The sequence below is a fragment of the Brevibacterium ihuae genome, from assembly GCF_900184225.1.
Classification (GTDB): Bacteria; Actinomycetota; Actinomycetes; order Actinomycetales; family Brevibacteriaceae; genus Brevibacterium; species Brevibacterium ihuae.
The window spans coordinates 979,593-1,000,629 of sequence record NZ_FXWZ01000002.1 but is presented as its reverse complement, the minus strand read 5'-3'; the positions used below and the strand labels follow the sequence as shown (position 1 = coordinate 1,000,629).

Sequence of the window (21,037 nt, the reverse complement as noted above, 5' to 3'; positions counted from 1 at the left end):
CGGCGTCGCCTGAGGCGCTCTGGCGCGGCTCAGGCCTCGAACTCGATGAGCGCCTCGCCGGCGCGCACGCCCTGGCCCTCCTCGACGAGCACCCGGGCGACCGTGGCGGCGTGGGTGGCGGTGAGCGGCTGCTCCATCTTCATCGCCTCGATGACGGCGAGGCGCTGGCCCGCCTCGACGGTGTCGCCGGCGGACACCTCGACGGTGACGATCGTGCCCTGCATCGGGGCGGACAGGGTGGGGGAGTCGTCCTCCCTGCGCGAGCCCTTGCGCTGCAGGCCGCCGCGGCGGGTGGTGGCGCCGGGGGCCGCCGGACGGGCGAGCTCGGCGGGGACCTTGACGGTCATGCGGTGGCCCTCGACCTCCACGACGATGTCGATGACGTCCTCTGCGGGCGGGGTGTGCACGGACATGGGTTCCTCCGGGGTGTCGAGCTCGGTCATGTACGTCGACTGCAGCCAGTGCGTCGACACGGTGAAGTCCTCGGTGAAGGCCGGCTCGTCGACGAGCCGCCGGTGGAGCGGGATGAGCGTGCGCACGCCCTCGATGGTGAACTCGTCGAGGGCCCGCCGGGCGCGGGCGAGCGCCTGCTCCCGGTCCTCGCCGGTGACGATGAGCTTGGCGAGCATGGGATCGAAATCGGTGCCGACCTCGGTCCCGACGCCGACGCCCGAGTCGAGCCGGACCCCGGGCCCGGCTGGCGGGACGTAGCGCGAGATCCGCCCGGTCGCGGGGAAGAACCCGCGGCGCGCGTCCTCCGCGTTGATCCGGAACTCGATCGAGTGGCCGCGCGGGGCGGGCAGCGTGGCCGGCAGCGACTCGCCGGCGGCGATCCGGAGCTGCCAGGCGACGAGATCGACGCCGGACACCTCCTCGGTGACCGTGTGCTCGACCTGGATCCGGGCGTTGACCTCCATGAAGGTCGGCCGGCCGTCCCGCCCGAGGAGGAACTCGCAGGTGGCCGCCCCGACGTAGCCGACGTGGGCGAGGATCCGCTCCGAGGCCGCGGACACGGTCTCGCGCTGCTCCTCGCTGAGGAACGGGGCGGGCGCCTCCTCGACGATCTTCTGATTGCGCCGCTGGAGGGTGCAGTCGCGGGTCGACACGACGTGCACGGTGCCCGCGGCGTCGACGAGGCACTGGGTCTCGATGTGGCGCGGGTCGACGATCTGCTGCTCGATGAGGCACTCGCCGCGGCCGAACGCGCTGCGCGCCTCGCGGGTCGCGGACTCGAGGGCCGGCTGGAGCTCGGAGGGGTCGGCCGCGGTGCGGAAGCCGCGCCCGCCGCCGCCGTACACGGCCTTGATGGCAACGGGGTAGCCGATCGATTCGGCGATCTCCCGGGCCGCGGCGAGGTCGGCCACCGCGCCGCCGGAGCCGCGCGTGACGGGGGCGTCGACGGCCTCGGCGACGTCGCGGGCACCGGCCTTGTCACCGAGCCGGGCGATCGCGGCCGGCGGCGGGCCCACCCACACGAGCCCGGCGTCGAGGACGGCCTGCGCGAAGTCGGGGCTCTCGGCGAGGTAGCCGTATCCGGGGTGCACGGCATCCGCCCCGGCCCGCTCCGCGAGCTCGAGCAGCCGGGTGATGTTGAGATACGTGTCCGACGGGCCCATCCCGTCGAGCAGCCAGGCGTCGTCGGCGAGCCGCACGAAGTCGGCGTTCGCGTCCGGCCGGGTGTAGGCCGCGATCGCGCGGATCCCCAGGTCGTGGCAGGCGCGGATGATGCGCACGGCGATCTCTCCGCGGTTGGCGATGAACACCGAGCTGATCGGGCGGTGCGTCACGCTCGCGGAGTAGTCCGCGGCCAGCTGACTCATGTGGGGTCTCCTGTGGCGGTCGGTGTGGATCAGCACAAATCTAGGGAGCACCGCCAAACGCTTGTGGGCGATCCACAAAAGATCTGTGCGAAGTTCTCCGCACGCCCCGGGAGTGTCGCCGAGCGCGGGCTTCCGGGTCCCCGCCGGTCACCGGCGGATGTCCCACAGGGACGGCCAGAACACGCCGAGGTCGGTGACGAGCCGGCGCAACACCGGCAGGCTGAGCCCGATGACGGTGTGATGATCGCCCTCGATCCCGGTGACGAATGCGCCGCCGTAGCCGTCGATCGTCAGCGCGCCGGCGACCTCGAAGGGCTCCGTGGTCGCGATGTAGGCGTCGAGCTCCTCCGGGGTGGGCCGGGCGGTGTGGATCACCGCGGTCGCGGGCTCCGACACCGCGGCGGCGAGCTCCCAGCGTCCGCCGGTGCCGGTGCGGTCGAGCCGGGCGACGTAGTGGCCGGTGTGGAGCGCAGCGCTCCTCCCGCCCATCTCCTCCCACACCCGGCGGGTCGCCTCGGCGGTGTGCGGCTTGCCGACGGGGCGGCCGGTGAGCTCGAGGATCGAGTCCGAGGCGAAGAGCACCGCGGTGTCGTCGGCCCCCGGGATCTCATCGGCGCCGCCGAGGATCCGGTCGATGACGGCCCGCCCCTTCGCCTCGGCGAGCAGCGCGGCGAGCTCGACGACGCTCGCCCGCGGGTGCGCCGCGGCGACCGCCGCCTCGTCGACCTCGGGGACGAGGACGTGGGCGGTGATTCCGGAGCCGGCGAGGATCTTCCTCCGCGACGGGGACCCGGAGGCGAGGACGACGGCGGTCATGCGGGGTGCTCCTCGGTATCGTCTGCGGGTTCGGGTGCAGGGCGGACCTCGACGGGGAGCTCGAGGTCCTCGGCGATCCGCCGTAGGACCGCGGCGGCGAGCTGGGTGGTGCCGAGCAGGCTCGGAGAGCGCCCGCCGGGGCTCAGCAGCCCGATCCGCGACGTGCCGGCGAGCGTCCGGTTGAGCGACACCGGCAGCGCCCCCGTGCTCACCGCGGTGAGCCACTGCGAACCGGAGAGCACGCGCGAGCTGCGGCGGAGCACGTCACGCAGCGGCCTGCCGATGAGCGGCAGGAGGCCGAGGTTGGGCACGGTGAGGACGAGCACCCGATAGCCGCCCTCGCGCTGGAGCCGGTTGATCGCCGTCGACAGCACCGGCAGGCCGATCGAGCCGCTGAGCGGATGGACGAGGTCGGCGGTGCCCATCGAGAGCACCGCGTAGCGGGGCCGGGAGGCGCCGGTGCGGGAGCGGCGCATCCGGCGGTCGGCGAGCACCGTCGATACCTGGCGGAGGACGTCGTCGGCGCCGGCGGAGGGTTCGGCGACGACGCGCAGGCGTACGTCCTCGTCGAGGAGGCGGGACAGGCCGCGGGCGAGCAGCATGCCCGGGGTGCGCTTCCGGGAGCCGACGTCGAGCCCGGCGACCCACGAGTCGCCGAGGACGGCGATCGCCGGATGGTCCTTGTCCGCCGGGTTCTCGAGCAGCGGGCGGCCCCGGCCGGTCCGCCGGTCGACGAGGAGGGCGAGCGGGGGGATCGGTCGGCGCGCGTCCTGCTCGACCGCGGCGCGCAGCCGGCTCGACTGGAGACGGAGCTGGATGCTGCCGGCGGCGAGTGCGAGCGCGGGCACTCCGAGCCCGAGGCCCAGGGCCCACATCGTCGCTCGGCGCATCGGAGTTCCTTCCCGTTCCGAGCCGAGTCTAGGGGATACAGTGGGGCGCATGGCCAAACAGACCCGCGCCGGCATGACCCGGCGACTGCGCAGCGTGTGGGACGAGTTCCGGCTCCGGCGGGACGCGGCCGCGAGCCGGCCCGGCGGGAGCTTCGGCACCCTCGAACCGGGTCCCGCGGTGTACGCCGAGCCCACCGAGGACGAGCTCGGTCGCGGGGCCTACGAGCCCTACGTCGCGCCGCCCATGCGGCTGGCCGCCGCGTGGAGCTGGCGCAGCATCGTCGTGCTCGCCGGGATCGGGGTCGCGCTGTGGCTCCTGTCCAAGATCAGCATGATCGTGCTGCCGGCGCTCATCGCTCTCCTCATCTCCGCGCTCCTGTCCCCGCTCGTCGCCTTCCTCGGCCGGATCGGCCTCCCGCAGGTCCTCTCTGCCGTCATCGCGTTCTTCGGCTTCATCGTGTTCGTCGTCGGGCTCATCTACCTCGTCGGCCAGCAGATCGTCGTCGGTTTCGCCGACCTCACCGATCAGGTGGTCGCCGGCTTCCTGTCGATCAGCGACTGGCTCCAGAGCAATCCGTTCGGGTTCGAGGCCTCGCGCGTCTCACAGATGATCGACGACGCGGTCGCGCAGGGAGTGGCGTTGCTGCAGTCGAACACCTCGCAGATTCTCGGCGGTGCGGTCGGTGCGGCGACCTCGGTGGGGAGCTTCCTCACCGGTCTCCTCCTCACCCTGTTCACCGCCTTCTTCTTCGTCTACGACGGCCGGTCGATCTTCAACTGGTTCGTCGGACTCCTGCCCAAGCCCGCCCGCGCGCAGGCGGAGGGCGCCGCGCTGCGCGGCTGGCAGACCCTCGTCCAGTACGTGCGGGTGCAGATCATCGTCGCCGGCGTCGACGCGATCGGCATCGGAATCGGCGCGTTCTTCCTCGGGCTGCCGCTCGTCATCCCGCTCACCGTGCTCGTGTTCCTCGGCTCCTTCATCCCGATCGTCGGTGCCGTGGCGACCGGCGCCATCGCCGTCGTCGTCGCCCTCGTGTCCCAGGGCTTCGTGCCCGCGCTCATCATGCTCGGCGTCGTGCTCCTCGTCCAGCAGATCGAGGGCAACGTCCTCCAGCCCTTCATCATGGGCAAAGCCGTGGCCGTCCATCCGCTCGCCGTGGTGCTCGCGGTGGCCGCCGGCGGCTTCCTCTACGGCATCCCGGGAGCGCTGTTCGCCGTTCCGCTCATCGCGGTGATCAACACCGTCGTGCTCTATCTCGCCGGGCGGGACGTCTTCGCCCCCGACGACGAGGCGAAGACGCACGTCGCGGACGGGGAGGAGAAGCCGCGGCTCGAGGGCGATCCCGATGACTCCCCGCTGCGCACCACACTGCCGGAGGAGCGGGAGTCGTCCACCGCCTCAGGCTCCACGGCGGCATCGGTCCGAGAGCACGACCGCGGGAGCGGGAATGATCGGTCCGGGACGAGCGCACCCCCGTCCGGGCGCGGCCCGGGAGCCGGGTCCGGCGATCCGGGCGACCGGCTCTGACGGGAAGCGTCTGCACACGCGCGAGCGGCCCGGGGCACAATGCCCCGGGCCGCTCGATCCTCCGGCGGTGTCCGCCGGCCGGCGCGGTGTCGGATCAGCCGGAGAATGCCTCGATCTTCTTCACGGTGACGGAGATGGTCCGGCCGTTGGGGGCCTCGTAGGAGGCGGAGTCGTCGACCTTCTTGCCGTTGACGGCCGCGCCGAGCGGCGACTGCTCGGAGACGACGTTCATCGTCTCGTCCTCGTCGACGATCTCGCGCGAGCCGAGGAGGAAGGTGAGCTCCCGGCCGCCGGCGTCGACGGTGATGACTTTGCCCGGCGAGACGACGGTGGTGTCGGTGTCGGCGGCGCCGACCTGCGCATGGGCGAGGAGGTGCTCGAGCTGGCGGATGCGGGCCTCCTGCTTGCCCTGCTCCTCGCGGGCGGCGTGGTAGCCGCCGTTCTCCTTGAGGTCGCCCTCGTCGCGCGCCGCCTCGATGCGTTCGGCGATCTCGACACGACCGGGCCCCTTGAGGTGCTCGAGCTCCTTGGTCAGGCGATCGAAGGCCTCCTGGCTGAGCCAGGTCTCCTCGCCCGTGATGTCCTCGGTCATGTCACTCCTAATCCCGGCCGCGGGCTGCGGCCGAACTGCAATGAGAACTGAACTGCAATGAGAACTCCCGGAGGCCGGTGGGCTTCCGGGAGCAGATCGCAACTGTGAAGGACCAGTCTAGTCGAGGAACCAGCAGGAATCCACATGTCCGCTCGCCGCGAGCTGGGTGGTGGCGATGTCGAGACGGAGCTCGACCGGTCGCGCGTCGTCGGCGGCCGGGTCGGGAGCGACGGTGACCTCGCGGAAGCCGACGATCGCCTCCTGCTCGTTCGTCGCCTGCACGATGCACTCGATCGTCCGCTCCTCATCCGGGACCACGGAGACGTGCGCGGTGGTGAGGGTCGAGTCGACGACGTCGTAGGAGATCGTCGTCGGGTCGACGGGCGAGTCGCTCGGGGAGAAGGCGTACCAGCCGGCGAGGACCACGAGGACGCCGATGCCGGCCGCCGCGGCGATCACCGAGGCGCGACGGCGGCGCGGAGTGCGCGGCGCGCGACGTCCGGAGGTGCCGTACCTGTCGGCAAGGGAGGCCTGTGCCGTGCTCATCTGGTGTCGTTCTCGATTCGTCTCGGGTCCGTCCGGCGCACTAACCTAGAGTAGTCGAATCGTCGGCCGACCGTTCCGCCCGCCCGCAGCGGCGGGTCCGGCCGTCCCACCGTCGAGAGGTCCTCCCGCTCATGAACCACCCGTCCCCGGAGTCCGCGCCCTATCACGGCCTGCGTCTGCTCGCGGTGCACGCGCATCCGGACGACGAGTCCTCGAAGGGCGCCGCGACGACCGCGCTCTACACGAGTCTCGGGGCGCGGGTGATGATCGCGACGATGACCGGCGGCGAGGCCGGCGACATCCTCAACCCCGCGCTGCTCCAGAGCCCGCAGGCCGCCCGCGACATCGCGGGCCTGCGCCGCGACGAGATGGCCAGGGCCGCAGCGGAGCTCGGTGCCGAGCACCGCTGGATCGGCTTCGTCGACTCGGGCCTGCCCGAGGGCGACCCCGCCGTCGAGACCCCGCACGGGTGCTTCTACCGCACCCCCACCGCCGTCGCCGCTCGGCCGCTCGTCCACCTCATCCGCGGATTCCGGCCGCACGTCGTGACGACCTACGACGAGCTCGGCGGATACCCGCACCCGGACCACATCAAGACGCACGAGGTGACGATGGCGGCCGTCGAATCCGCCGCCCACCCGGAGGACAATCCGGAGCTCGGCGCTCCGTGGCAGGTGCAGAAGGTGTACTACAACCAGGACCTGTCGCCGACGAAGTGGCTCATCATCCACGAGCGGATGCTCGCCGACGGCATCGAGTCGCCGTTCGGCGAGATGCTCGAGCGCTACCGGGAGCGGGCCGACACGCGCCGCACCTGGCTGTCGACGCGCATCGAGTGCCGGGAGCACTTCGACCGGCGCGATCGCGCGCTGCTCGCCCATGCGACTCAGATCGACCCGAACGGCGGCTTCTTCACCGGCGCCCGCGAGGCGTCGAAGAAGTACTGGACGTCCGAGGAGTTCGAGCTCGCGCTCGACCGCACCGGGCGCCCGCCGCTCGACGACACGAAGGACTTCGTCGAGACCGATCTGTTCGCCGGGGTCACCGATGACCATGGGCGGCAGGTGGCCGCGACGGCGGACCGGGCCGGCGACCTCGGGGAGGACGGACGATGACCGCAGTGCTCAGCCTGCTGGCGCAGTCACCGGCGCCCACCGAGGAGATCGAGTACCCGGATCCGGTGCTCGTCACCCCGGGCACCATCGGCTTCCTCGTCACGCTCTTCATCGCCGTCGCCGTGGTGCTCCTCGTCCGCGACGCCCTGCGCCGGGTGCGCCGGGTGCGCGCGCGGGACCGCGCGGTCGACCGGTATCCCATCCCCATGCGCCGGGCAGGTGAGGAGAACCAGCCCCTCAATCACGGGCACGACGGCCGGGGCGGGGCGATCGATCCCGGGGCGGACGGGCGGACGGAGGCGCCGAGCCCCGACGGAACCGCGCCGCGGACCGGCGGCGAGCCGGACACCGGGGGAGACCCCCAGGAGCGCTGAGCCGCGAGGACGGGGTCGACCGCTCAGAGCTCCGGGCTCATCGACACCGCCGCGACGAGGAGCGCCGCGAGATGGCAGCCGAAGCCGAGCACCGTGAGGGTGTGGAAGATCTCGTGGTAGCCGAACACGCGGGGCGCTGGGTCGGGGCGCTTGATGCCGTAGATCACCGCACCCGCGATGTAGAGCGCGCCGCCCACGATGACGAGGATCGCGACGGCGAGGTTCGCCTGCCAGATCCCGGGGACGTAGCCGACCCCGGTCACGCCGATCCCCACGTACACCGGGACGAACAGCCAGCGCGGCGCCGTGGTCCACACGATGCGGAAGATCACCCCGAGGATCGCACCGGTCCACATGATGCTGAGGAGGATCGTCGTCCCGAGCGGCTCGAGCATGAGCACCGCGAGCGGCGTGTAGGTGCCGGCGATGATGAGGAAGATGTTCGCGTGGTCGAGGCGACGGAGCAGGAGGCGCACCCGCATCCGCCAGCGACCGCGGTGGTAGACCGCCGAGGTCCCGAAGAGCATCATGCCGGTGAGGGTGAAGACCGCCGCGGCGAGCCGCGAGGCGATCGTGGGCGAGAGGATGATGAGTGCGAGGCCGCCGATCACCGCGAGCGGGAACGCCCCGGTGTGGATCCAGCCGCGCCACGAGGGTCGGATCTGTCCGGCGAGCCGGCTGAGCTCGAGCCGGAGCGCCCGGCCGCGCCGACTCCCGTAGAACGTGCTCGCGGGTCGGGCATCCGCCGTCTCCGCTGCGCGCGCGCCGGTCACGGCCGCCGCGTCGGGGCGGTTCTCGGGCGGGCTGAGCGCGGCGGATTCCATGCCGGTGAGTCTATCGGCTGCGAGGGTGATCGGCATGCGCCGGCCCGGTAGTCTGAGGGGCATGCGCATCCTCGGAACCCTCCGGTCGGGCCTCTACCGCCTGTACGACCGCCGCATCGTGCGCAACCTCGGGCCGGGCGAGCCGGTGCCCCGCCACGTCGGCGTCATCACCGACGGCAATCGGCGCTGGGCGAAGGAGTTCGGGGCGAGCACCGCGCACGGCCACCGGATGGGGGCCGGCCGGATCCTCGACCTGCTCGACTGGTGCGAGGAGATCGGCGTCGAGGTCGTCACGCTCTACGTGCTCTCGAAGGAGAATCTCGACCGTCCGGCCGCGGAGGTCGCAGTCCTCACCGACATCATCGCCCGCATGGCCTCCGACATCGCGGACCGGGAGACCGCCTCGGTGCAGCTCGTCGGCGACCTCCGGATGATCCCCGAACCGCTGCGCTCGCAGCTCCTCGGCGCCCAGCAGCGCTCCGCCTCCGGCGAACCGACGAAGAAGCGGCTCACCGTCAACATCGCCGTCGGGTACGGGGGACGCCAGGAGGTCGTCGACGCGGTGCGGAGCTGGCTCGAGGACGAGCGCGCGGCCGGGGCGACGATCGACGGGGCGCTCGAGGACCTCGACGAGGCGTGCATCGCCGAGCACCTCTACACGAAGGGCCAGCCGGATCCGGACCTCATCATCCGGACCTCCGGCGAGCAGCGCCTCTCGGGCTTCCTCATGTGGCAGAGCGCGTACTCCGAGTTCTACTTCTGCGAGGCCTACTGGCCCGACTTCCGGCGCACCGACTTCCTCCGCGCCGTGCGCGCCTACGGGCAGCGCAACCGCCGCTACGGCCGCTGACGCGGACGTCCGCCGCGGCTCGCGGCGTGCGATTCAGCGGCGATTCACCGGGATGTCACCCGCCGCTGCGGCATGGCGCCGGGCCCTGCGCCCGCGCGCGGGTAGTTTGGGAGCAGTTGGCCGACACCAACCCGGGGTGAACACCTCGTCGGGGAAGGACGGAGCACTGGGCACCTCGGCAGCCGCTGCACAGGGGAGCCCGCGATGGCCGCAACGAACCGCACCACCTATGTCCTCGACACCTCGGTCCTGCTCTCGGATCCGAACGCGGTGTACCGCTTCGCCGAGCACGAGGTGGTGATCCCGCTCATCGTCGTCAGCGAGCTCGAGGGCAAGCGCGACCACCCGGAGCTCGGCTACGCGGCCCGGAAGGCCCTCAACCTGCTCGACGAGCTCCGCCAGGAGTTCGGACGGCTCGACGAGCCGGTGCCGGTGGGCGAGGAGGGCGGGACGCTGCGCGTCGAGCTCAACCACGTCGACGCGACCGCCATGCCCGTGGCCTTCGACCGGCGGGAGAACGACACCCGGATCCTCGCCGTCGCGCGGAACCTCCAGGCCGAGGGCGATTCCGTCACCGTCGTCACCAAGGACGTCCCGATGCGCGTCAAGGCCTCGGCGCTCGGGCTCCGCGCCGAGGAGTACCTCGCCGAGCTCGCCGTCGACTCCGGCTTCACCGGCCTGTCCGAGGCGGCGCTCGACGAGGCGGAGATGAAGGAGCTGTTCGACACCGGTCACCTCGAGACCGCGGCGGTCTTCGGCGAGGTCGTCAACACCGGCCTCGTGCTCAGCTCCCCGCGCGGGTCCGGACTGGGCCGTGTGGTGGGTCCGAACCGTATCAGGCTCGTGCGCGGGGACCGGGACGTGTTCGGCGTCCACGGTCGCTCGGCCGAGCAGCGGATCGCGATCGATCTCCTCACCGACCAGGACCTCGGCATCGTGTCGCTCGGCGGCCGCGCCGGCACCGGCAAATCCGCGCTCGCGCTCATGGCCGGCCTGCAGGCGGTGCTCGAGGACCGCACGCAGCAGAAGATCATGGTGTTCCGGCCGCTCTATGCGGTGGGCGGGCAGAATCTCGGGTACCTGCCCGGCTCCGAGGGGGAGAAGATGAACCCGTGGGCGGAGGCGGTGTTCGACACGCTCGGGGCGCTCGTGTCGAAGAACGTCATCGACGAGGTCGTCCACCGCGGGCTGCTCGAGGTGCTGCCGCTCACGCACATCCGCGGCCGCTCGCTCCACGACGCCTACGTCATCGTCGACGAGGCGCAGTCGCTCGAGCGGAACGTGCTCCTCACCGTGCTCTCGCGCCTCGGCCAGAACTCACGGGTCGTCCTCACCCACGACGTCGCCCAGCGCGACAATCTCCGGGTGAGCCGGCACGACGGCGTCGCCGCGGTCATCGAGAAGCTCAAGGGGCACGCGCTGTTCGCCCACATCACGCTCACCCGGTCCGAGCGCTCCGCGATCGCCGCCCTCGTCACGAGCGTGCTCGAGGAGTACGACCTCCACTGAACGGGCCGCGCTCAGTCCTCGGCGACGCGGCGGAGCTCGGAGGAGAGGTGGTGGGTGAGGGGGAGTCCCACCGCGGCCATGGCGAACTCGGCGATGAGGGTGTCGCCGACGAGCCGGTAGATCCGCTCGGTCGACTCCACGTGCTTCGCGCTCGCGGAGTTCACCACTCGGGACCGTAGGCGGATCTCGATGTCCGGTTCCGCTCCGGGAGCGGTCGCCGGCGACTCGTCGTCCCGCTGCCCGCAGGTGACCGTCCCCTCCGCGAGCTCGGTCTGACCCATGGGCTGGGCGAGGACGAGCTCGATGCGGCCCGGTGCGGGTGCGCGGAGGTAACCCGTCTCGGTGTGGAGCGGTCGGCCGTCGGCGGCGCGGGTGCGCTGCCGGTACTCGAGGAACGGCTTGCCGATGTCGGTGAGGACGAGCTCCTCCGTGTAGGAGAAGGGCTCGATCGTCGGGTACTCACCGCTGCCGGTGCCGCGCCAGGTCCCGACGAGCCGGGCGAGGGGTGCGAGGTCGGGGTGGATGCTCATGCCTCATCATAGGCGGACGGCCGTCACCCGGAACCGCTTCTGCGTCACCGCGATGGAGCCGCCGGCATCGAGCCGGGCGAGCATCGGGAGATGGTCGTCGACGTCGAATCCCGGCACGTCCCACGGGACGAGGCCGAGGTACTCGACGAGCGCCTCGGCTCCGGAGAACACCATCGTGCCCGTCCATTCCTCGCCGACCTCGATGCGCAGCCCGGCCGCGGTGAGGTCGTGCGTCATCCGATCGAGCGTGACCTCGGGGTGCTGCGGCTCGCCACCGAACCACTCCCGGAGCTCACCGGCCTCGGTGCCGTCGACCTGCTGGGTGAGCAGCCTGCCGCCCGGGCAGAGGCTCTGGGCGACCTCGACCGGGTCGAAGGACTCGTGCCGGGCCATGACGAGGTCGAGCGCGGCGGGGGCGAACGGCAGGGCGTCGCCGGCCTCGGAGTCGTAGGGGAGCACCTCGATGCCCGCCGGAGCGAGGGCACGCCGGGCGACGGGCAGGTTGGGCGCCCACCCCTCGGTCGCCGCGATCGTGCCCCTGTCCTCCTGCGGCATCCGGGCGAGGAGCGCGAGCAGGCGCTCACCGCCCCCGGTGCCGAGGTCGGCGGCCGTCCGCGCGGTCCGCAGCGCGCTCAGGCAGTCGGCCTCGAAGTCCCACGGCGGATCGTCGGCGCTGAGCCGGCCGTCGAGGCGGGAGAAGTCCCAGCCCACCATCGTCGCCCGGGAATGGGCGCGGCGCAGGCGGTCGGCGAGGGCGGTCATGGTGGGTCCTCCTGGGGTCGAGGGGCCGGGCGTCGTGCCCGCGGACGACAGCGGCCGCCCCGCCGCGACCCCGGAGGGACGCGGCAGGACGGCCGGTGCTGCAGGGCGGACGGAGCCGCCCGCCGGGTTCTAGCGGTAGTCGCCGATCATCGTGGTGACGTCGAGCGCCTTGTCGAGGTCGGCCTCGGTGATCGAGCCGTCCTCGACGAAGCCGAGGGCGATCGTCGCCTCCTTGACGGTCATCTTGTTCGCCACCGCGTGCTTGGCGATCTTCGCCGCCGCCTCGTAACCGATGACCTTGTTGAGCGGGGTGACGATCGAGGGTGAGGCCTCGGCGAGGAAGCGGCAGCGCTCCTCGTTGGCGGTGAGCCCGTCGATCATCTTGTCGGCCATGACGCGCGAGACGTTCGCGATGAGGCGGATCGACTCGAGGAGGTTCTTCGCCATCACCGGGATCCCGACGTTGAGCTCGAAGGCGCCGTTCGTCGAGGACAGGGCCACGGTGGTGTCGTTGCCGATGACCTGGGCGGCGGCCTGGATCGCGGCCTCGCAGATCACCGGGTTGACCTTGCCGGGCATGATCGAGGAGCCGGGCTGGAGGTCGGGAATGTGGAGCTCGCCCAGACCGGTGTTCGGGCCCGAGCCCATCCAGCGCAGGTCGTTGTTGATCTTCATGTAGCTGTACGCGATCGTGCGGAGCTGGCCGGAGACCTCGACGAGGCCGTCGCGGTTGGCCTGCGCCTCGAAGTGGTTGCGGGCCTCGGTGATCGGCAGCCCGGTCTGCTCGGCGAGGAGCTCGACGACGCGCGAGGAGAAGCCGGCCGGGGTGTTGATGCCGGTGCCCACCGCGGTGCCGCCCTGGGGGACCTCGGCGACGCGGGGCAGGGAGGCCTCGATGCGCTCGATGCCGTAGCGGACCTGGGCGGCGTAGCCGCCGAACTCCTGGCCCAGGGTCACCGGGGTGGCGTCCATGAGGTGGGTGCGGCCGGACTTGACGATGTTCTCGAACTCCGCGGCCTTCTTCTCGAGCGATTCCGCGAGGTGGGCCATCGCCGGGGTGAGGTCGTGGACCAGCGCCGAGGTCACGGCGACGTGGACCGAGGTGGGAAACACGTCGTTCGAGGACTGTGAGGCGTTGACGTGGTCGTTGGGGTGGACCTCGGTGCCGGTGCCCTCGAGGGCGCGGGTGGCGAGCGTGGCGAGGACCTCGTTGGTGTTCATGTTCGACGAGGTGCCCGACCCGGTCTGGAACACGTCGATGGGGAACTCGCCGTCGTGCTCGCCCGCGATGACCGCGTCCGCGGCGGTCTGGATGGCCTGCGAGCGCTCGGCGTCGAGGACCCCGAGCTCCTCGTTGGCGCGGGCGGCGGCCTTCTTCACCTGGGCGAGGGCCGCGATGTGGGCGCTCTCGAGGGTCGAACCGGAGATCGGGAAGTTCTCGACGGCGCGCTGCGTCTGCGCCCGGTAGAGGGCCTGGGCGGGGACCTTGACCTCGCCCATGGTGTCGTGCTCGATGCGGAATTCTTCGGTCATTGCGTGTCAGCTCCTTGCTGGGGTGGGTGCGGCCGGGGCCGGTCCGCTGCGGATGTGCCGTCCGGGGGACGGGGAGGTCTCAGGAATCGGCGTCCGGGGTCTCGGTGACGCCGCTCGCGTCGAGCTTCGCGACGAGGTTGACCCTGCCGTCGGCCAGGCGGTAGGTCAGGCCGGCGATGACGAGGCGGCCGTCCTCGACGGCGGTGCGCAGGATCGCCGAGCGCTGGGGGAGCCGGCGCACGGTGTCGATGGTGTTCTGCACGACGGTGCCCTGCACGTCGCCGCGCTCGGCGCCCTTCGCCCGCACGACCGAGGGCAGCAGCTTGGACACGACATCGGAGATGAAGCCCTCGGGCATCGCACCGGTCTCGAAGGAGTCGAGCGCGGCGGTGATCGCCCCGCAGCTGTCGTGGCCGAGGACGACGAGCAGGGGGGTGCCGAGCACTTCGACGCCGTACTCGAGGCTGCCGATCGTCACCGAGTCCGCGACCTGGCCGGCGGTCCGGACGACGAACATCTCGCCGAGCCCGACATCGAAGATCATCTCTGCGGCGACCCGGGAGTCCGCGCAGCCGAACAGGGTGGCGAAGGGCGCCTGCGCCGCGGTGAGCGCCTGCCGCCGGGAGGCGTCCTGGTTCGGATGGGCGGGCGTCCCGTTGACGAAGCGGTCGTTGCCCTCCATGAGGGTCCGGTAGACCTCCGAGGGGGTGCTCGGACGCTGCAGCTCAGACGAGGCCACGGCGTGCTGCCTCCTCGGCCGCCTCGACATAGGACGCGGTCTTCTCGAGCTGGTGCTCGGCGTAGACGTTGCGCACCGTGCCCGACTTCGAGCGCATGACGAGCGAGTGGGTGAGCACGCGCTGACCTTCGTACCGGACGCCTTCGAGGAGGTCGCCCTCGGTGATGCCGGTGGCGACGAAGTACGTGTTGTCGCCGGTGACGAGATCGTCGATGTTGAGCACCGCGCCGAGCTCGAGGCCGGCGCGCTCGGCGTTGGTGCGCTCCTCGTCCGACTGCGGCCACAGGCGGCCCTGGATCACTCCGCCCAGGGCGTTGATCGCGCAGGCGGTGATGATGCCCTCCGGGGTGCCGCCGATGCCCATGAGCATGTCGATGCCGGTTCCGGGACGGCAGGCCGCGATCGCACCGGCGACGTCGCCGTCGCTGATGAGGCGGATGCGGGCGCCGGCCTGCCGGACCTCGTCGATGAGCTCGGCGTGGCGCGGTCGGTCGAGGATGACGACGGTGACCGAGGACATGTCGGTGCGCTTGCCCTTGGCCTTCGCCACCCGGCGGATGTTCTCCGCGACGGGGAGGCGGAGGTCGACGGCGTCGGCCGCCTCGGGTCCGGTGACGAGCTTCTCCATGTAGAAGACGGCCGACGGATCGTACATCGCGCCGCCCTCGCTCACCGCCATGACGGAGATCGCGTTCGGCATGCCCTTGGCGGTGAGCGTGGTGCCGTCGATCGGGTCGACGGCGACGTCGCACTTGGGTCCCTGGCGGTCGCCCACGGCCTCGCCGTTGAAGAGCATGGGCGCCTCGTCCTTCTCGCCCTCGCCGATGACGACGGTGCCGTCCATCCGGACGGTGGAGATGACGTTGCGCATCGCGGCCACGGCGGCGCCGTCGGCGGCGAGCTTGTCCCCGCGTCCCACCCACGGGGCGGCGGCGATCGCGGCGGCCTCGGTGACGCGGACGAGCTCGAGGGCGAGGTTGCGGTCGGGCCCGCTCTCGTCGCCCCGGAGCTTCTGCGTCCAGGTGTCGGTCACCGCGACGGGCGGGGTCTCTGCCCGACCTCCGCCGTGGTGCGCCTTCGGGGCGTCGGTGGTCTCGGACGGGTTCTCTGACGGCGTCGTCTCACTCATAGTGTCATTGTGCCACTCGCCCAGGTCCGGCAACCAGCGGGTCTCGCGCGCACCGACGCCGGCGGGACTCCCGCACGGTCGGACTCCGGCCGCACGCCCGGGGCCCGGACCGGTTTGGCCGGGCGGCGCGCACACGGCACAATGGCCGGGTGGACGACAGAGGGGCAGCCCCGGTGCAGCCGGGTTCGCGCGAGGAGATGCGGCAGATCCGCATGTCCTCCAACTGGGTGAATATGGCGATCGCGCTCGGCGTGTGCCTCGCCGCGGTCCTCGTCGCCTTCGCCTTCGTGCCGGAGCCGGCGAACGAGCTCGAGCGCGAGGTCGACTACGTCGGGATGGCGGAATCGGCGCAGACCTCCTCCGACTTCCCCCTCGCGGTGCCCGAGCTGCCCGAGGGCTGGGTGAGCAACGAGGTGAACTTCGAGCCCATGGGGACCCCCGCCGTCGACACGTGGTACGTGTCGTGGGTCGGACCCGAGCGCGAGTGGATGTCCCTGCGGCAGTCCCGGGGGAACGAGAACTGGGTGCGGTCGATGGTGACCGACGAGCTCGCCGAGGTCGGCACCCGCGAGGTCTCCGGGCAGACGTTCACCGCCTACGAGAACTCCCGCGGCGAGCAGGCGCTCGTCGGACCGGTGGGCGACACCACCGTCGTCCTCAAGGGGACCGCGGCCTGGGAGACCTACGACCATTTCGCCGCCGAGATCATCGCGGGCGCCTGACCGGCCTCACCCGTCCTGCGCCCGGCGGTAGTCGCGCGAGGCCGTGATCACCCGCTCGATGAGTGAGCGGAGCCGGTCGAGGTCCTCGGTGCCGAGCGCCGCTCCGACCGCATCCGCCCACGCGTGCTGCTCTGCCGCCATCGCCGCGACCGCGCGTCGACCGGCGGCCGTGGGTGCCAGGAGCTTGGCACGCTGATGGCTCGGGTTGTCCTGCCATTCCGCCCAGTCCCGCTCGACGAGCACATTCGCCACCCGCTGCACGCTCTGCCGCGCCAGTCCGAGACCCACCCTGCGGGCGATCTCCGCGACCGGCAGCGGCGCGTCGAGGGTGGCGCCGAGCACCTGCCACAGCGCGGGGGTGAGCTCCCGCGGGGCGGTGATCATCTCCGCCGCGGCGAGGAACTCGCCGTTGAGCTCGAAGGCCGGCAGGACGAGCGCGGTGAGCGCATCGCCCTCAGGACTGCGCGAAGGCATCGGTGGCCTCCATGAGGGCCCGGTAGTCGGCCGGGTCAGCGGTGTGGTTCAGCCGCTCCCAGGTATCGGCGAGGTCCTTCGGGTAGAGGTCGGTGAGCCGCATGACCTCCGCGGTGAACTCGATCGGTCGGAGCCCGGTGGCCGTCGTCACGCCGCGATCGGTGACCACCGGTGCCGCGACGTAGTGCTCCCCGCCGCCGTAGCCGCTGTATGCGAGGAACTCCGGGGCGTTCGAGGTGTGCGCGCGCTCGTCGAGGTGGCCGCCGCGGGCGAGGAGGAACGTGGCCCCGCAGATCGCGGCCACCGGGATGTCCCTCTCGAGAAGTGCGGAGACGGTCACGAGCAGGCGCTCGTGCCCGGTGAAGTAGGTGTCGCCGCCGGGGATCACGAGGGCTGCGAGCTCGGGGAGGGCGGTGAGCTCGGCGAGGTCGAGGCTCGGCTCCACCGTCATCCCGCCGAGCGAGCGGACGGACTCCGTGCCGTCGCCGACGAAGCGGACTGCGATGTGGTCGGGCCGGAGCTGGACGGCGCGCGCCGCCTCGGCGGTGAGGTAGGCGTACTCCCAGTCGGCCATGGTGTCGGTGGCGTAGACGGCGATCGTCGTGGTCATAGCGGTTCCTTCCGCTGGTCGAGGAGGTGTTCCTCGAACGACAGGATACTGTCACAATGACAGCAGACTGTCAATGGGGTGGAAGCATGCCTCGTGCCGCACGCGCGGTGCAGATCAGCCCTCGGCGTCGGCGGACTCGCGCGCGGCCTTCGCGGTCTCGAGCTTCTCGCGGGCGCCGTCGAGCCACGCCTGGCACCGGTCGGCGAGCGCCTCGCCGCGCTCCCACAGACGCAGCGATTCCTCGAGCGGCAGATTCCCTGCCTCGAGCCGGGTGACCGTGTCGACGAGTTCGGCGCGCGCCTCCTCGTAGCTCAGCGCGGCGACGCCGTCGTCCGGTGCCGGGGTGTCGGGGGTGTGCGGGCTATCGGTCATGCGCGGTCTCCTCGTGCGGGGGTGCGGGGTCGGCCGCCCGGTGGCGGACGGGTTCGGGATGGATGTCGGTGACGCGGGCGGAGAAGCCTCCGCTCGCGAGCCGGACATCGACGTCCTGGCCCGCGGCGACCTCGGCGGAGGACCGCAGGGCGGTGCCGTCCGCGGACTGCACCACCGCGTAGCCGCGGGCGAGTGTATTGCGCGGCGAGAGGGCACGGACCTGGGCGCGCAGGTGCTCGATCTGCGCGGAGCCATGGACCACCGCCGCATTCCCGGACTGCCAGGCGCGGGCGCGGAGCGCGTCGACGTCCCGGGCGCGGATGGTGATCATCGATTCGGGCTGGGCGAGCACGGGCCGGGAGCGGACCGCGGCGAGCGCCTCGGACTCCCGATGGAGGAGGCGCTCGAGCGCCCCGTCGAGCGAGGCGCGCGCCTGGAGCAGACCCATCCGCTCCTCGTGGATGTCCGGCACGATCCGCTTCGCGGCGTCCGTCGGGGTGGAGGCGCGGAGGTCGGCGACCTCGTCGAGGATCGGACGGTCCGCCTCGTGGCCGATCGCGGACACCACGGGAGTGCTCGCGCCGGCGACCGCACGGACGAGGGACTCGTTGGAGAACGGGAGGAGGTCCTCGAGGCTGCCCCCGCCGCGGGCGATGACGATGACGTCGACCTCCGGCAGGGCGTCGAGCTCCGCGAGGGCGGCGCGCACCTGCGGGACGGCATCGGGGCCCTGCACGGCGACGTTCCGGACCTCGAACTCGACGGCCGGCCAGCGCAGCGCGGCATTGCGCATGACGTCCTTCTCCGCGTCGGAGTTCCGACCGGTGATGAGCCCGATCCGGTTCGGCAGGAACGGCAGCCGCCGCTTGAGCTCGGGGGCGAACAGGCCCTCCGCGCCGAGCTGGCGACGGAGCTTCTCCAAGCGGGCGAGGAGCTCGCCGAGCCCGACGGGCCGGATGTCGTTGGCCCGCATGGACAGCCGACCGGCCTTGAGCCAGAAGTCGGCCTTGACGTTGACGACCACCCGGGCACCCTCGAACAGCGGGGCGTCGATCCGGTCGAGCACGGAGTTCCACACCTGCACCGGCAGGGACATCTCCTCGTCGACGTCGCGCAGCGTGAGATAGCTCGCCTTGCCGCGCCGGTTGAGCTCGATGACCTGCCCCTCGATCCACACCGCGGACATCCGGTCGATGTAGGCCTTGATGTTGCGGCTGAGCAGGCTGAGCGGCCAAGGGTTGTCCGGGGTGGTCTCCGCCGCGGTCCGCGCGCGCTCCGCGGCGGGCTGCGCCCCCAGCGTCCCCGGGGTGCCCGAGATCCTCTGCGCCATGATCGCCGCCCTCCCTTCGGTGTCCGGACCGAGTCTAGTGGCCGGCGCGGACACGGGCGGGACCGCGTGCTCGGTGGAGGCGCTCAGGTTCCTTCCCTAGACTGATCGGGTGACTTCTACCGTGACTGTTCCCGTGCCCGCCATGCCGCGCAAGCGGCTGGACCCGTCCGAGATCCGGTCCCCCGAGGGGGCGGAGAAGAAGGTGCTCCTCGCCGCTCCGCGCGGCTACTGCGCCGGCGTGGACCGCGCGGTCATCGCCGTCGAGCGCGCGCTCGACCACTACGGCGCCCCGGTGTACGTCCGCAAGGAGATCGTCCACAACCGCCATGTCGTCGACACCCTGTCGGCCCGCGGCGCGATCTTCGTCGACGAGACGTCCGATGTGCCCGCCGGCGAGCGAGTCGTGTTCTCCGCCCACGGCGTGTCCCCGCAGGTCCACCGCGAGGCCGCGGAGCTCGGCCTGTCGACGATCGACGCGACCTGCCCGCTCGTCACCAAGGTCCACCGCGAGGCGGTGCGCTTCGCGCGCGACGGCTACTCGATCCTCCTCGTCGGCCACGCCGGGCACGAGGAGGTCGAGGGCACGATGGGCGAGGCCCCGGACCACATCACCCTCGTGCAGAACCCCGCCGAGGCGCGCACGGTCACCGTGGACGACCCGGACAGGCTCGTCTGGATCTCGCAGACCACGCTGAGCGTCGACGAGACGATGGAGACGGTGAATATCCTCCGCGAGCGGTTCCCCGCGCTCCAGGACCCGCCGAGCGACGACATCTGCTACGCCACCCAGAACCGCCAGGTCGCAGTGAAGAAGGTCGCTCCCGACGCCGACCTCGTGCTCGTCGTCGGCTCGGCGAACTCTTCGAACTCGGTGCGGCTCGTCGAGGTCGCGCTCGAGCACGGGGCGAAGGCCGCGTACCGCGTCGACTTCGCCCGCGAGGTCGACGAGTCGTGGTTCCACGACGTCGCGACCGTCGGGGTGACGAGCGGAGCGAGCGTGCCCGAGACCCTCGTCCAGGACCTGCTCCGGCTCCTCGCCGACTACGGATTCGCCGCCGTCGAGGAGGTCCGCACCGCGGAGGAGGACCTGATGTTCTCCCTGCCGCGCGAGCTGCGGAAGGACCTCAAGGCCGCCGGGCAGGAGACCTCGAACAAGAAGGGCAGGGCGGACCGGGAGCACGAGCTGCGCTGACCCGCCCGCCCCGGATGAGAAGGTTCTCATCCGCATATCATCTGCGTTTCATCGACGGTCCATACCGTGTTCCACGTCAAGGTCCGACCGCCGGAGCCCGTCTCCGGACCGAAACGTGAGGGAACGCCATGAATGCAGCAGACAGCCCGCAGGAGCTGCGGGTCGCGCTCTATTCCCACGACTCCCTGGGACTGGGGCACGCGCGTCGCAACCTCGCGATCGCCCAGGCGCTCGCCGACTCCCTGCCCGGGCTCACCGGCCGCACCGTGTCCGGCCTCCTCATCACCGGGGAGCGGACCGCCACCTCCTACCGGTGCCCCGAGGGGTTCGACTGGGTCGTCGTGCCCGGGATCCGCAAGGGCGAGGGCCGGTACGAGCCGCGCACCCTCGCGGTCCGCTCGAACCGGCTCTTCGACATCCGCTCCGCGGTCATCGGCGGTGCCCTCGATTCCTTCCGCCCCCACATCGTCATCGTCGACCGCCACGCGTTCGGGGTGGACGGCGAGCTCGTCGAGCCGCTCCGCGCGCTCCGGGCCGTCAAGCCGGAGGTCACCTTCGTGCTCGGCCTGCGCGAGGTGCTCGACGACCCCGAGGTCGCCCGCGCCGAATGGGAGAAGGTCGGCGTCGACCGGGTCGCGGAGCTCTTCGACCGGATCTGGGTGTACGGCGATCGCGCGGTGCATGACCCGCTCGCCACCGGTGAGCTGCCGGCCGCATTCGCCGACATGGTCGACCACACCGGTCTGCTCGCCGAGGGCCGGAAGACCACCGGCCGGTCGC

23 protein-coding genes are annotated in these 21,037 nt (G+C 71.8%); 7 read left to right on the top strand and 16 right to left on the bottom strand.

Going from position 1 to position 21,037, the window contains the following annotated elements; genetic code table 11:
* Nucleotides 1-29 precede the first annotated feature (29 nt).
* The 3 genes from C1A17_RS04675 to C1A17_RS04665 all read right to left on the bottom strand — a co-directional run bounded on the left by C1A17_RS04675 (nt 30) and on the right by C1A17_RS04665 (nt 3,526).
* Nucleotides 30-1,820: an acetyl/propionyl/methylcrotonyl-CoA carboxylase subunit alpha gene (locus tag C1A17_RS04675; protein WP_101651173.1), complete on the bottom strand. Its 1,791-nt coding sequence runs from the start codon at nt 1,818-1,820 to the stop codon at nt 30-32.
* Between the two features lie 147 nt (nt 1,821-1,967).
* Nucleotides 1,968-2,636, bottom strand: coding sequence for a Maf family protein (locus tag C1A17_RS04670; protein ID WP_101651170.1), 669 nt, complete (start codon nt 2,634-2,636; stop codon nt 1,968-1,970).
* A complete protein-coding gene (locus C1A17_RS04665; protein ID WP_101651168.1) occupies nt 2,633-3,526 on the bottom strand; it encodes an SGNH/GDSL hydrolase family protein in 894 nt (297 codons plus the stop codon). The genes C1A17_RS04670 and C1A17_RS04665 overlap by 4 nt, the downstream gene beginning before the upstream one ends.
* A gap of 49 nt (nt 3,527-3,575) precedes the next feature.
* Between C1A17_RS04665 and C1A17_RS04660 the strand changes: the two genes are divergently transcribed.
* Nucleotides 3,576-5,054, top strand: a complete 1,479-nt coding sequence (locus C1A17_RS04660; RefSeq protein WP_101651166.1) for an AI-2E family transporter — start codon at nt 3,576-3,578, stop codon at nt 5,052-5,054.
* A 94-nt stretch (nt 5,055-5,148) separates the two neighbouring features.
* Here C1A17_RS04660 and greA read toward each other — a convergent pair whose 3' ends face one another.
* Together greA and C1A17_RS04650 are read right to left on the bottom strand one after the other, a co-directional pair.
* Complete coding sequence (gene greA, locus C1A17_RS04655) at nt 5,149-5,646, bottom strand: transcription elongation factor GreA (protein ID WP_101651164.1); 498 nt, start codon at nt 5,644-5,646, stop codon at nt 5,149-5,151.
* Between the two features lie 117 nt (nt 5,647-5,763).
* The gene (locus C1A17_RS04650; protein ID WP_101651162.1) at nt 5,764-6,192 is read right to left on the bottom strand and encodes a DUF4307 domain-containing protein; all 429 of its coding nucleotides are present in this window, start codon (nt 6,190-6,192) and stop codon (nt 5,764-5,766) included.
* A 131-nt stretch (nt 6,193-6,323) separates the two neighbouring features.
* Between C1A17_RS04650 and mca the strand changes: the two genes are divergently transcribed.
* Nucleotides 6,324-7,307 carry a mycothiol conjugate amidase Mca gene (mca, locus tag C1A17_RS04645; protein WP_101651159.1) on the top strand — a complete coding sequence of 328 codons (984 nt, stop codon included), beginning with the start codon at nt 6,324-6,326 and terminating at the stop codon, nt 7,305-7,307.
* The gene (locus C1A17_RS14145) at nt 7,304-7,681 is read left to right on the top strand and encodes a hypothetical protein (protein WP_180953211.1); all 378 of its coding nucleotides are present in this window, start codon (nt 7,304-7,306) and stop codon (nt 7,679-7,681) included. Before mca ends, C1A17_RS14145 begins: the two co-directional genes overlap by 4 nt.
* Before the next feature lie 23 nt (nt 7,682-7,704).
* On the opposite strand, the gene trhA is transcribed toward C1A17_RS14145, so the two are convergent.
* Entirely contained in the window at nt 7,705-8,541 is an 837-nt protein-coding gene (gene trhA, locus C1A17_RS04635; protein WP_245873432.1) for a PAQR family membrane homeostasis protein TrhA, read from the bottom strand.
* Nucleotides 8,542-8,566: 25 nt separating this feature from the next.
* Here trhA and uppS point away from each other — a divergent pair, with 25 nt between their 5' ends.
* Nucleotides 8,567-9,355 (top strand): polyprenyl diphosphate synthase, encoded by a 789-nt coding sequence (uppS, locus tag C1A17_RS04630; RefSeq protein WP_101651157.1) that lies wholly within the window; start codon nt 8,567-8,569, stop codon nt 9,353-9,355.
* A 204-nt stretch (nt 9,356-9,559) separates the two neighbouring features.
* The gene (gene phoH2 / locus C1A17_RS04625) at nt 9,560-10,864 is read left to right on the top strand and encodes an RNA 5'-3' helicase PhoH2 (RefSeq protein WP_101651154.1); all 1,305 of its coding nucleotides are present in this window, start codon (nt 9,560-9,562) and stop codon (nt 10,862-10,864) included.
* An 11-nt stretch (nt 10,865-10,875) separates the two neighbouring features.
* Here the strand turns inward: phoH2 and C1A17_RS04620 are convergent, their stop codons facing one another.
* The 5 genes from C1A17_RS04620 to glpX form a co-directional block, all read right to left on the bottom strand.
* Nucleotides 10,876-11,394, bottom strand: a complete 519-nt coding sequence (locus C1A17_RS04620; protein WP_101651152.1) for a heme-binding beta-barrel domain-containing protein — start codon at nt 11,392-11,394, stop codon at nt 10,876-10,878.
* Between the two features lie 6 nt (nt 11,395-11,400).
* Entirely contained in the window at nt 11,401-12,156 is a 756-nt protein-coding gene (locus C1A17_RS04615; protein WP_101651150.1) for a class I SAM-dependent methyltransferase, read from the bottom strand.
* A gap of 129 nt (nt 12,157-12,285) precedes the next feature.
* A complete protein-coding gene (locus C1A17_RS04610; RefSeq protein WP_101651148.1) occupies nt 12,286-13,689 on the bottom strand; it encodes a class II fumarate hydratase in 1,404 nt (467 codons plus the stop codon).
* 79 nt (nt 13,690-13,768) lie between these two features.
* The gene (locus C1A17_RS04605) at nt 13,769-14,371 is read right to left on the bottom strand and encodes a carbonic anhydrase (protein ID WP_245873486.1); all 603 of its coding nucleotides are present in this window, start codon (nt 14,369-14,371) and stop codon (nt 13,769-13,771) included.
* Between the two features lie 43 nt (nt 14,372-14,414).
* The gene (glpX, locus tag C1A17_RS04600; protein WP_101651144.1) at nt 14,415-15,557 is read right to left on the bottom strand and encodes a class II fructose-bisphosphatase; all 1,143 of its coding nucleotides are present in this window, start codon (nt 15,555-15,557) and stop codon (nt 14,415-14,417) included.
* A gap of 149 nt (nt 15,558-15,706) precedes the next feature.
* On the opposite strand from glpX, the gene C1A17_RS04595 reads away from it, so the two are divergent.
* Nucleotides 15,707-16,279, top strand: a complete 573-nt coding sequence (locus tag C1A17_RS04595; RefSeq protein WP_146000578.1) for a DUF4245 domain-containing protein — start codon at nt 15,707-15,709, stop codon at nt 16,277-16,279.
* A gap of 6 nt (nt 16,280-16,285) precedes the next feature.
* Here C1A17_RS04595 and C1A17_RS04590 read toward each other — a convergent pair whose 3' ends face one another.
* From C1A17_RS04590 to xseA, 4 genes are all read right to left on the bottom strand, one after another.
* Entirely contained in the window at nt 16,286-16,753 is a 468-nt protein-coding gene (locus C1A17_RS04590) for a MarR family winged helix-turn-helix transcriptional regulator (RefSeq protein ID WP_101651140.1), read from the bottom strand.
* The gene (locus C1A17_RS04585) at nt 16,734-17,363 is read right to left on the bottom strand and encodes a DJ-1/PfpI family protein (RefSeq protein WP_101651138.1); all 630 of its coding nucleotides are present in this window, start codon (nt 17,361-17,363) and stop codon (nt 16,734-16,736) included. Before C1A17_RS04585 ends, C1A17_RS04590 begins: the two co-directional genes overlap by 20 nt.
* A 114-nt stretch (nt 17,364-17,477) precedes the next feature.
* A complete protein-coding gene (locus tag C1A17_RS04580; protein ID WP_101651136.1) occupies nt 17,478-17,735 on the bottom strand; it encodes an exodeoxyribonuclease VII small subunit in 258 nt (85 codons plus the stop codon).
* Complete coding sequence (gene xseA / locus C1A17_RS04575) at nt 17,725-19,065, bottom strand: exodeoxyribonuclease VII large subunit (RefSeq protein ID WP_101651134.1); 1,341 nt, start codon at nt 19,063-19,065, stop codon at nt 17,725-17,727. Before xseA ends, C1A17_RS04580 begins: the two co-directional genes overlap by 11 nt.
* A 133-nt stretch (nt 19,066-19,198) precedes the next feature.
* On the opposite strand from xseA, the gene C1A17_RS04570 reads away from it, so the two are divergent.
* Complete coding sequence (locus C1A17_RS04570) at nt 19,199-20,257, top strand: 4-hydroxy-3-methylbut-2-enyl diphosphate reductase (RefSeq protein WP_180953227.1); 1,059 nt, start codon at nt 19,199-19,201, stop codon at nt 20,255-20,257.
* Between the two features lie 26 nt (nt 20,258-20,283).
* Here C1A17_RS04570 and C1A17_RS14455 read toward each other — a convergent pair whose 3' ends face one another.
* Nucleotides 20,284-20,940 carry a hypothetical protein gene (locus tag C1A17_RS14455; RefSeq protein WP_245873431.1) on the bottom strand — a complete coding sequence of 219 codons (657 nt, stop codon included), beginning with the start codon at nt 20,938-20,940 and terminating at the stop codon, nt 20,284-20,286.
* Nucleotides 20,941-21,037 lie beyond the last annotated feature (97 nt).

What these genes read in the sequence shown, in the direction of transcription:
- C1A17_RS04665 (WP_101651168.1), bottom strand. Translation starts at nt 3,526, where the DNA reads ATGCGCCGAGCGACGATGTGGGCCCTGGGCCTCGGGCTCGGAGTGCCC.
- C1A17_RS04660 (WP_101651166.1), top strand. Translation starts at nt 3,576, where the DNA reads ATGGCCAAACAGACCCGCGCCGGCATGACCCGGCGACTGCGCAGCGTG.
- C1A17_RS14455 (WP_245873431.1), bottom strand. Translation starts at nt 20,940, where the DNA reads ATGCACCGCGCGATCGCCGTACACCCAGATCCGGTCGAAGAGCTCCGC.
- C1A17_RS04650 (WP_101651162.1), bottom strand. Translation starts at nt 6,192, where the DNA reads ATGAGCACGGCACAGGCCTCCCTTGCCGACAGGTACGGCACCTCCGGA.
- mca (WP_101651159.1), top strand. Translation starts at nt 6,324, where the DNA reads ATGAACCACCCGTCCCCGGAGTCCGCGCCCTATCACGGCCTGCGTCTG.
- C1A17_RS04670 (WP_101651170.1), bottom strand. Translation starts at nt 2,636, where the DNA reads ATGACCGCCGTCGTCCTCGCCTCCGGGTCCCCGTCGCGGAGGAAGATC.
- C1A17_RS04675 (WP_101651173.1), bottom strand. Translation starts at nt 1,820, where the DNA reads ATGAGTCAGCTGGCCGCGGACTACTCCGCGAGCGTGACGCACCGCCCG.
- phoH2 (WP_101651154.1), top strand. Translation starts at nt 9,560, where the DNA reads ATGGCCGCAACGAACCGCACCACCTATGTCCTCGACACCTCGGTCCTG.
- xseA (WP_101651134.1), bottom strand. Translation starts at nt 19,065, where the DNA reads ATGGCGCAGAGGATCTCGGGCACCCCGGGGACGCTGGGGGCGCAGCCC.
- trhA (WP_245873432.1), bottom strand. Translation starts at nt 8,541, where the DNA reads ATGCCGATCACCCTCGCAGCCGATAGACTCACCGGCATGGAATCCGCC.
- C1A17_RS04585 (WP_101651138.1), bottom strand. Translation starts at nt 17,363, where the DNA reads ATGACCACGACGATCGCCGTCTACGCCACCGACACCATGGCCGACTGG.
- greA (WP_101651164.1), bottom strand. Translation starts at nt 5,646, where the DNA reads ATGACCGAGGACATCACGGGCGAGGAGACCTGGCTCAGCCAGGAGGCC.
- C1A17_RS14145 (WP_180953211.1), top strand. Translation starts at nt 7,304, where the DNA reads ATGACCGCAGTGCTCAGCCTGCTGGCGCAGTCACCGGCGCCCACCGAG.
- glpX (WP_101651144.1), bottom strand. Translation starts at nt 15,557, where the DNA reads ATGAGTGAGACGACGCCGTCAGAGAACCCGTCCGAGACCACCGACGCC.
- C1A17_RS04590 (WP_101651140.1), bottom strand. Translation starts at nt 16,753, where the DNA reads ATGCCTTCGCGCAGTCCTGAGGGCGATGCGCTCACCGCGCTCGTCCTG.
- C1A17_RS04580 (WP_101651136.1), bottom strand. Translation starts at nt 17,735, where the DNA reads ATGACCGATAGCCCGCACACCCCCGACACCCCGGCACCGGACGACGGC.
- C1A17_RS04615 (WP_101651150.1), bottom strand. Translation starts at nt 12,156, where the DNA reads ATGACCGCCCTCGCCGACCGCCTGCGCCGCGCCCATTCCCGGGCGACG.
- C1A17_RS04610 (WP_101651148.1), bottom strand. Translation starts at nt 13,689, where the DNA reads ATGACCGAAGAATTCCGCATCGAGCACGACACCATGGGCGAGGTCAAG.
- uppS (WP_101651157.1), top strand. Translation starts at nt 8,567, where the DNA reads ATGCGCATCCTCGGAACCCTCCGGTCGGGCCTCTACCGCCTGTACGAC.
- C1A17_RS04620 (WP_101651152.1), bottom strand. Translation starts at nt 11,394, where the DNA reads ATGAGCATCCACCCCGACCTCGCACCCCTCGCCCGGCTCGTCGGGACC.
- C1A17_RS04605 (WP_245873486.1), bottom strand. Translation starts at nt 14,371, where the DNA reads ATGGAGGGCAACGACCGCTTCGTCAACGGGACGCCCGCCCATCCGAAC.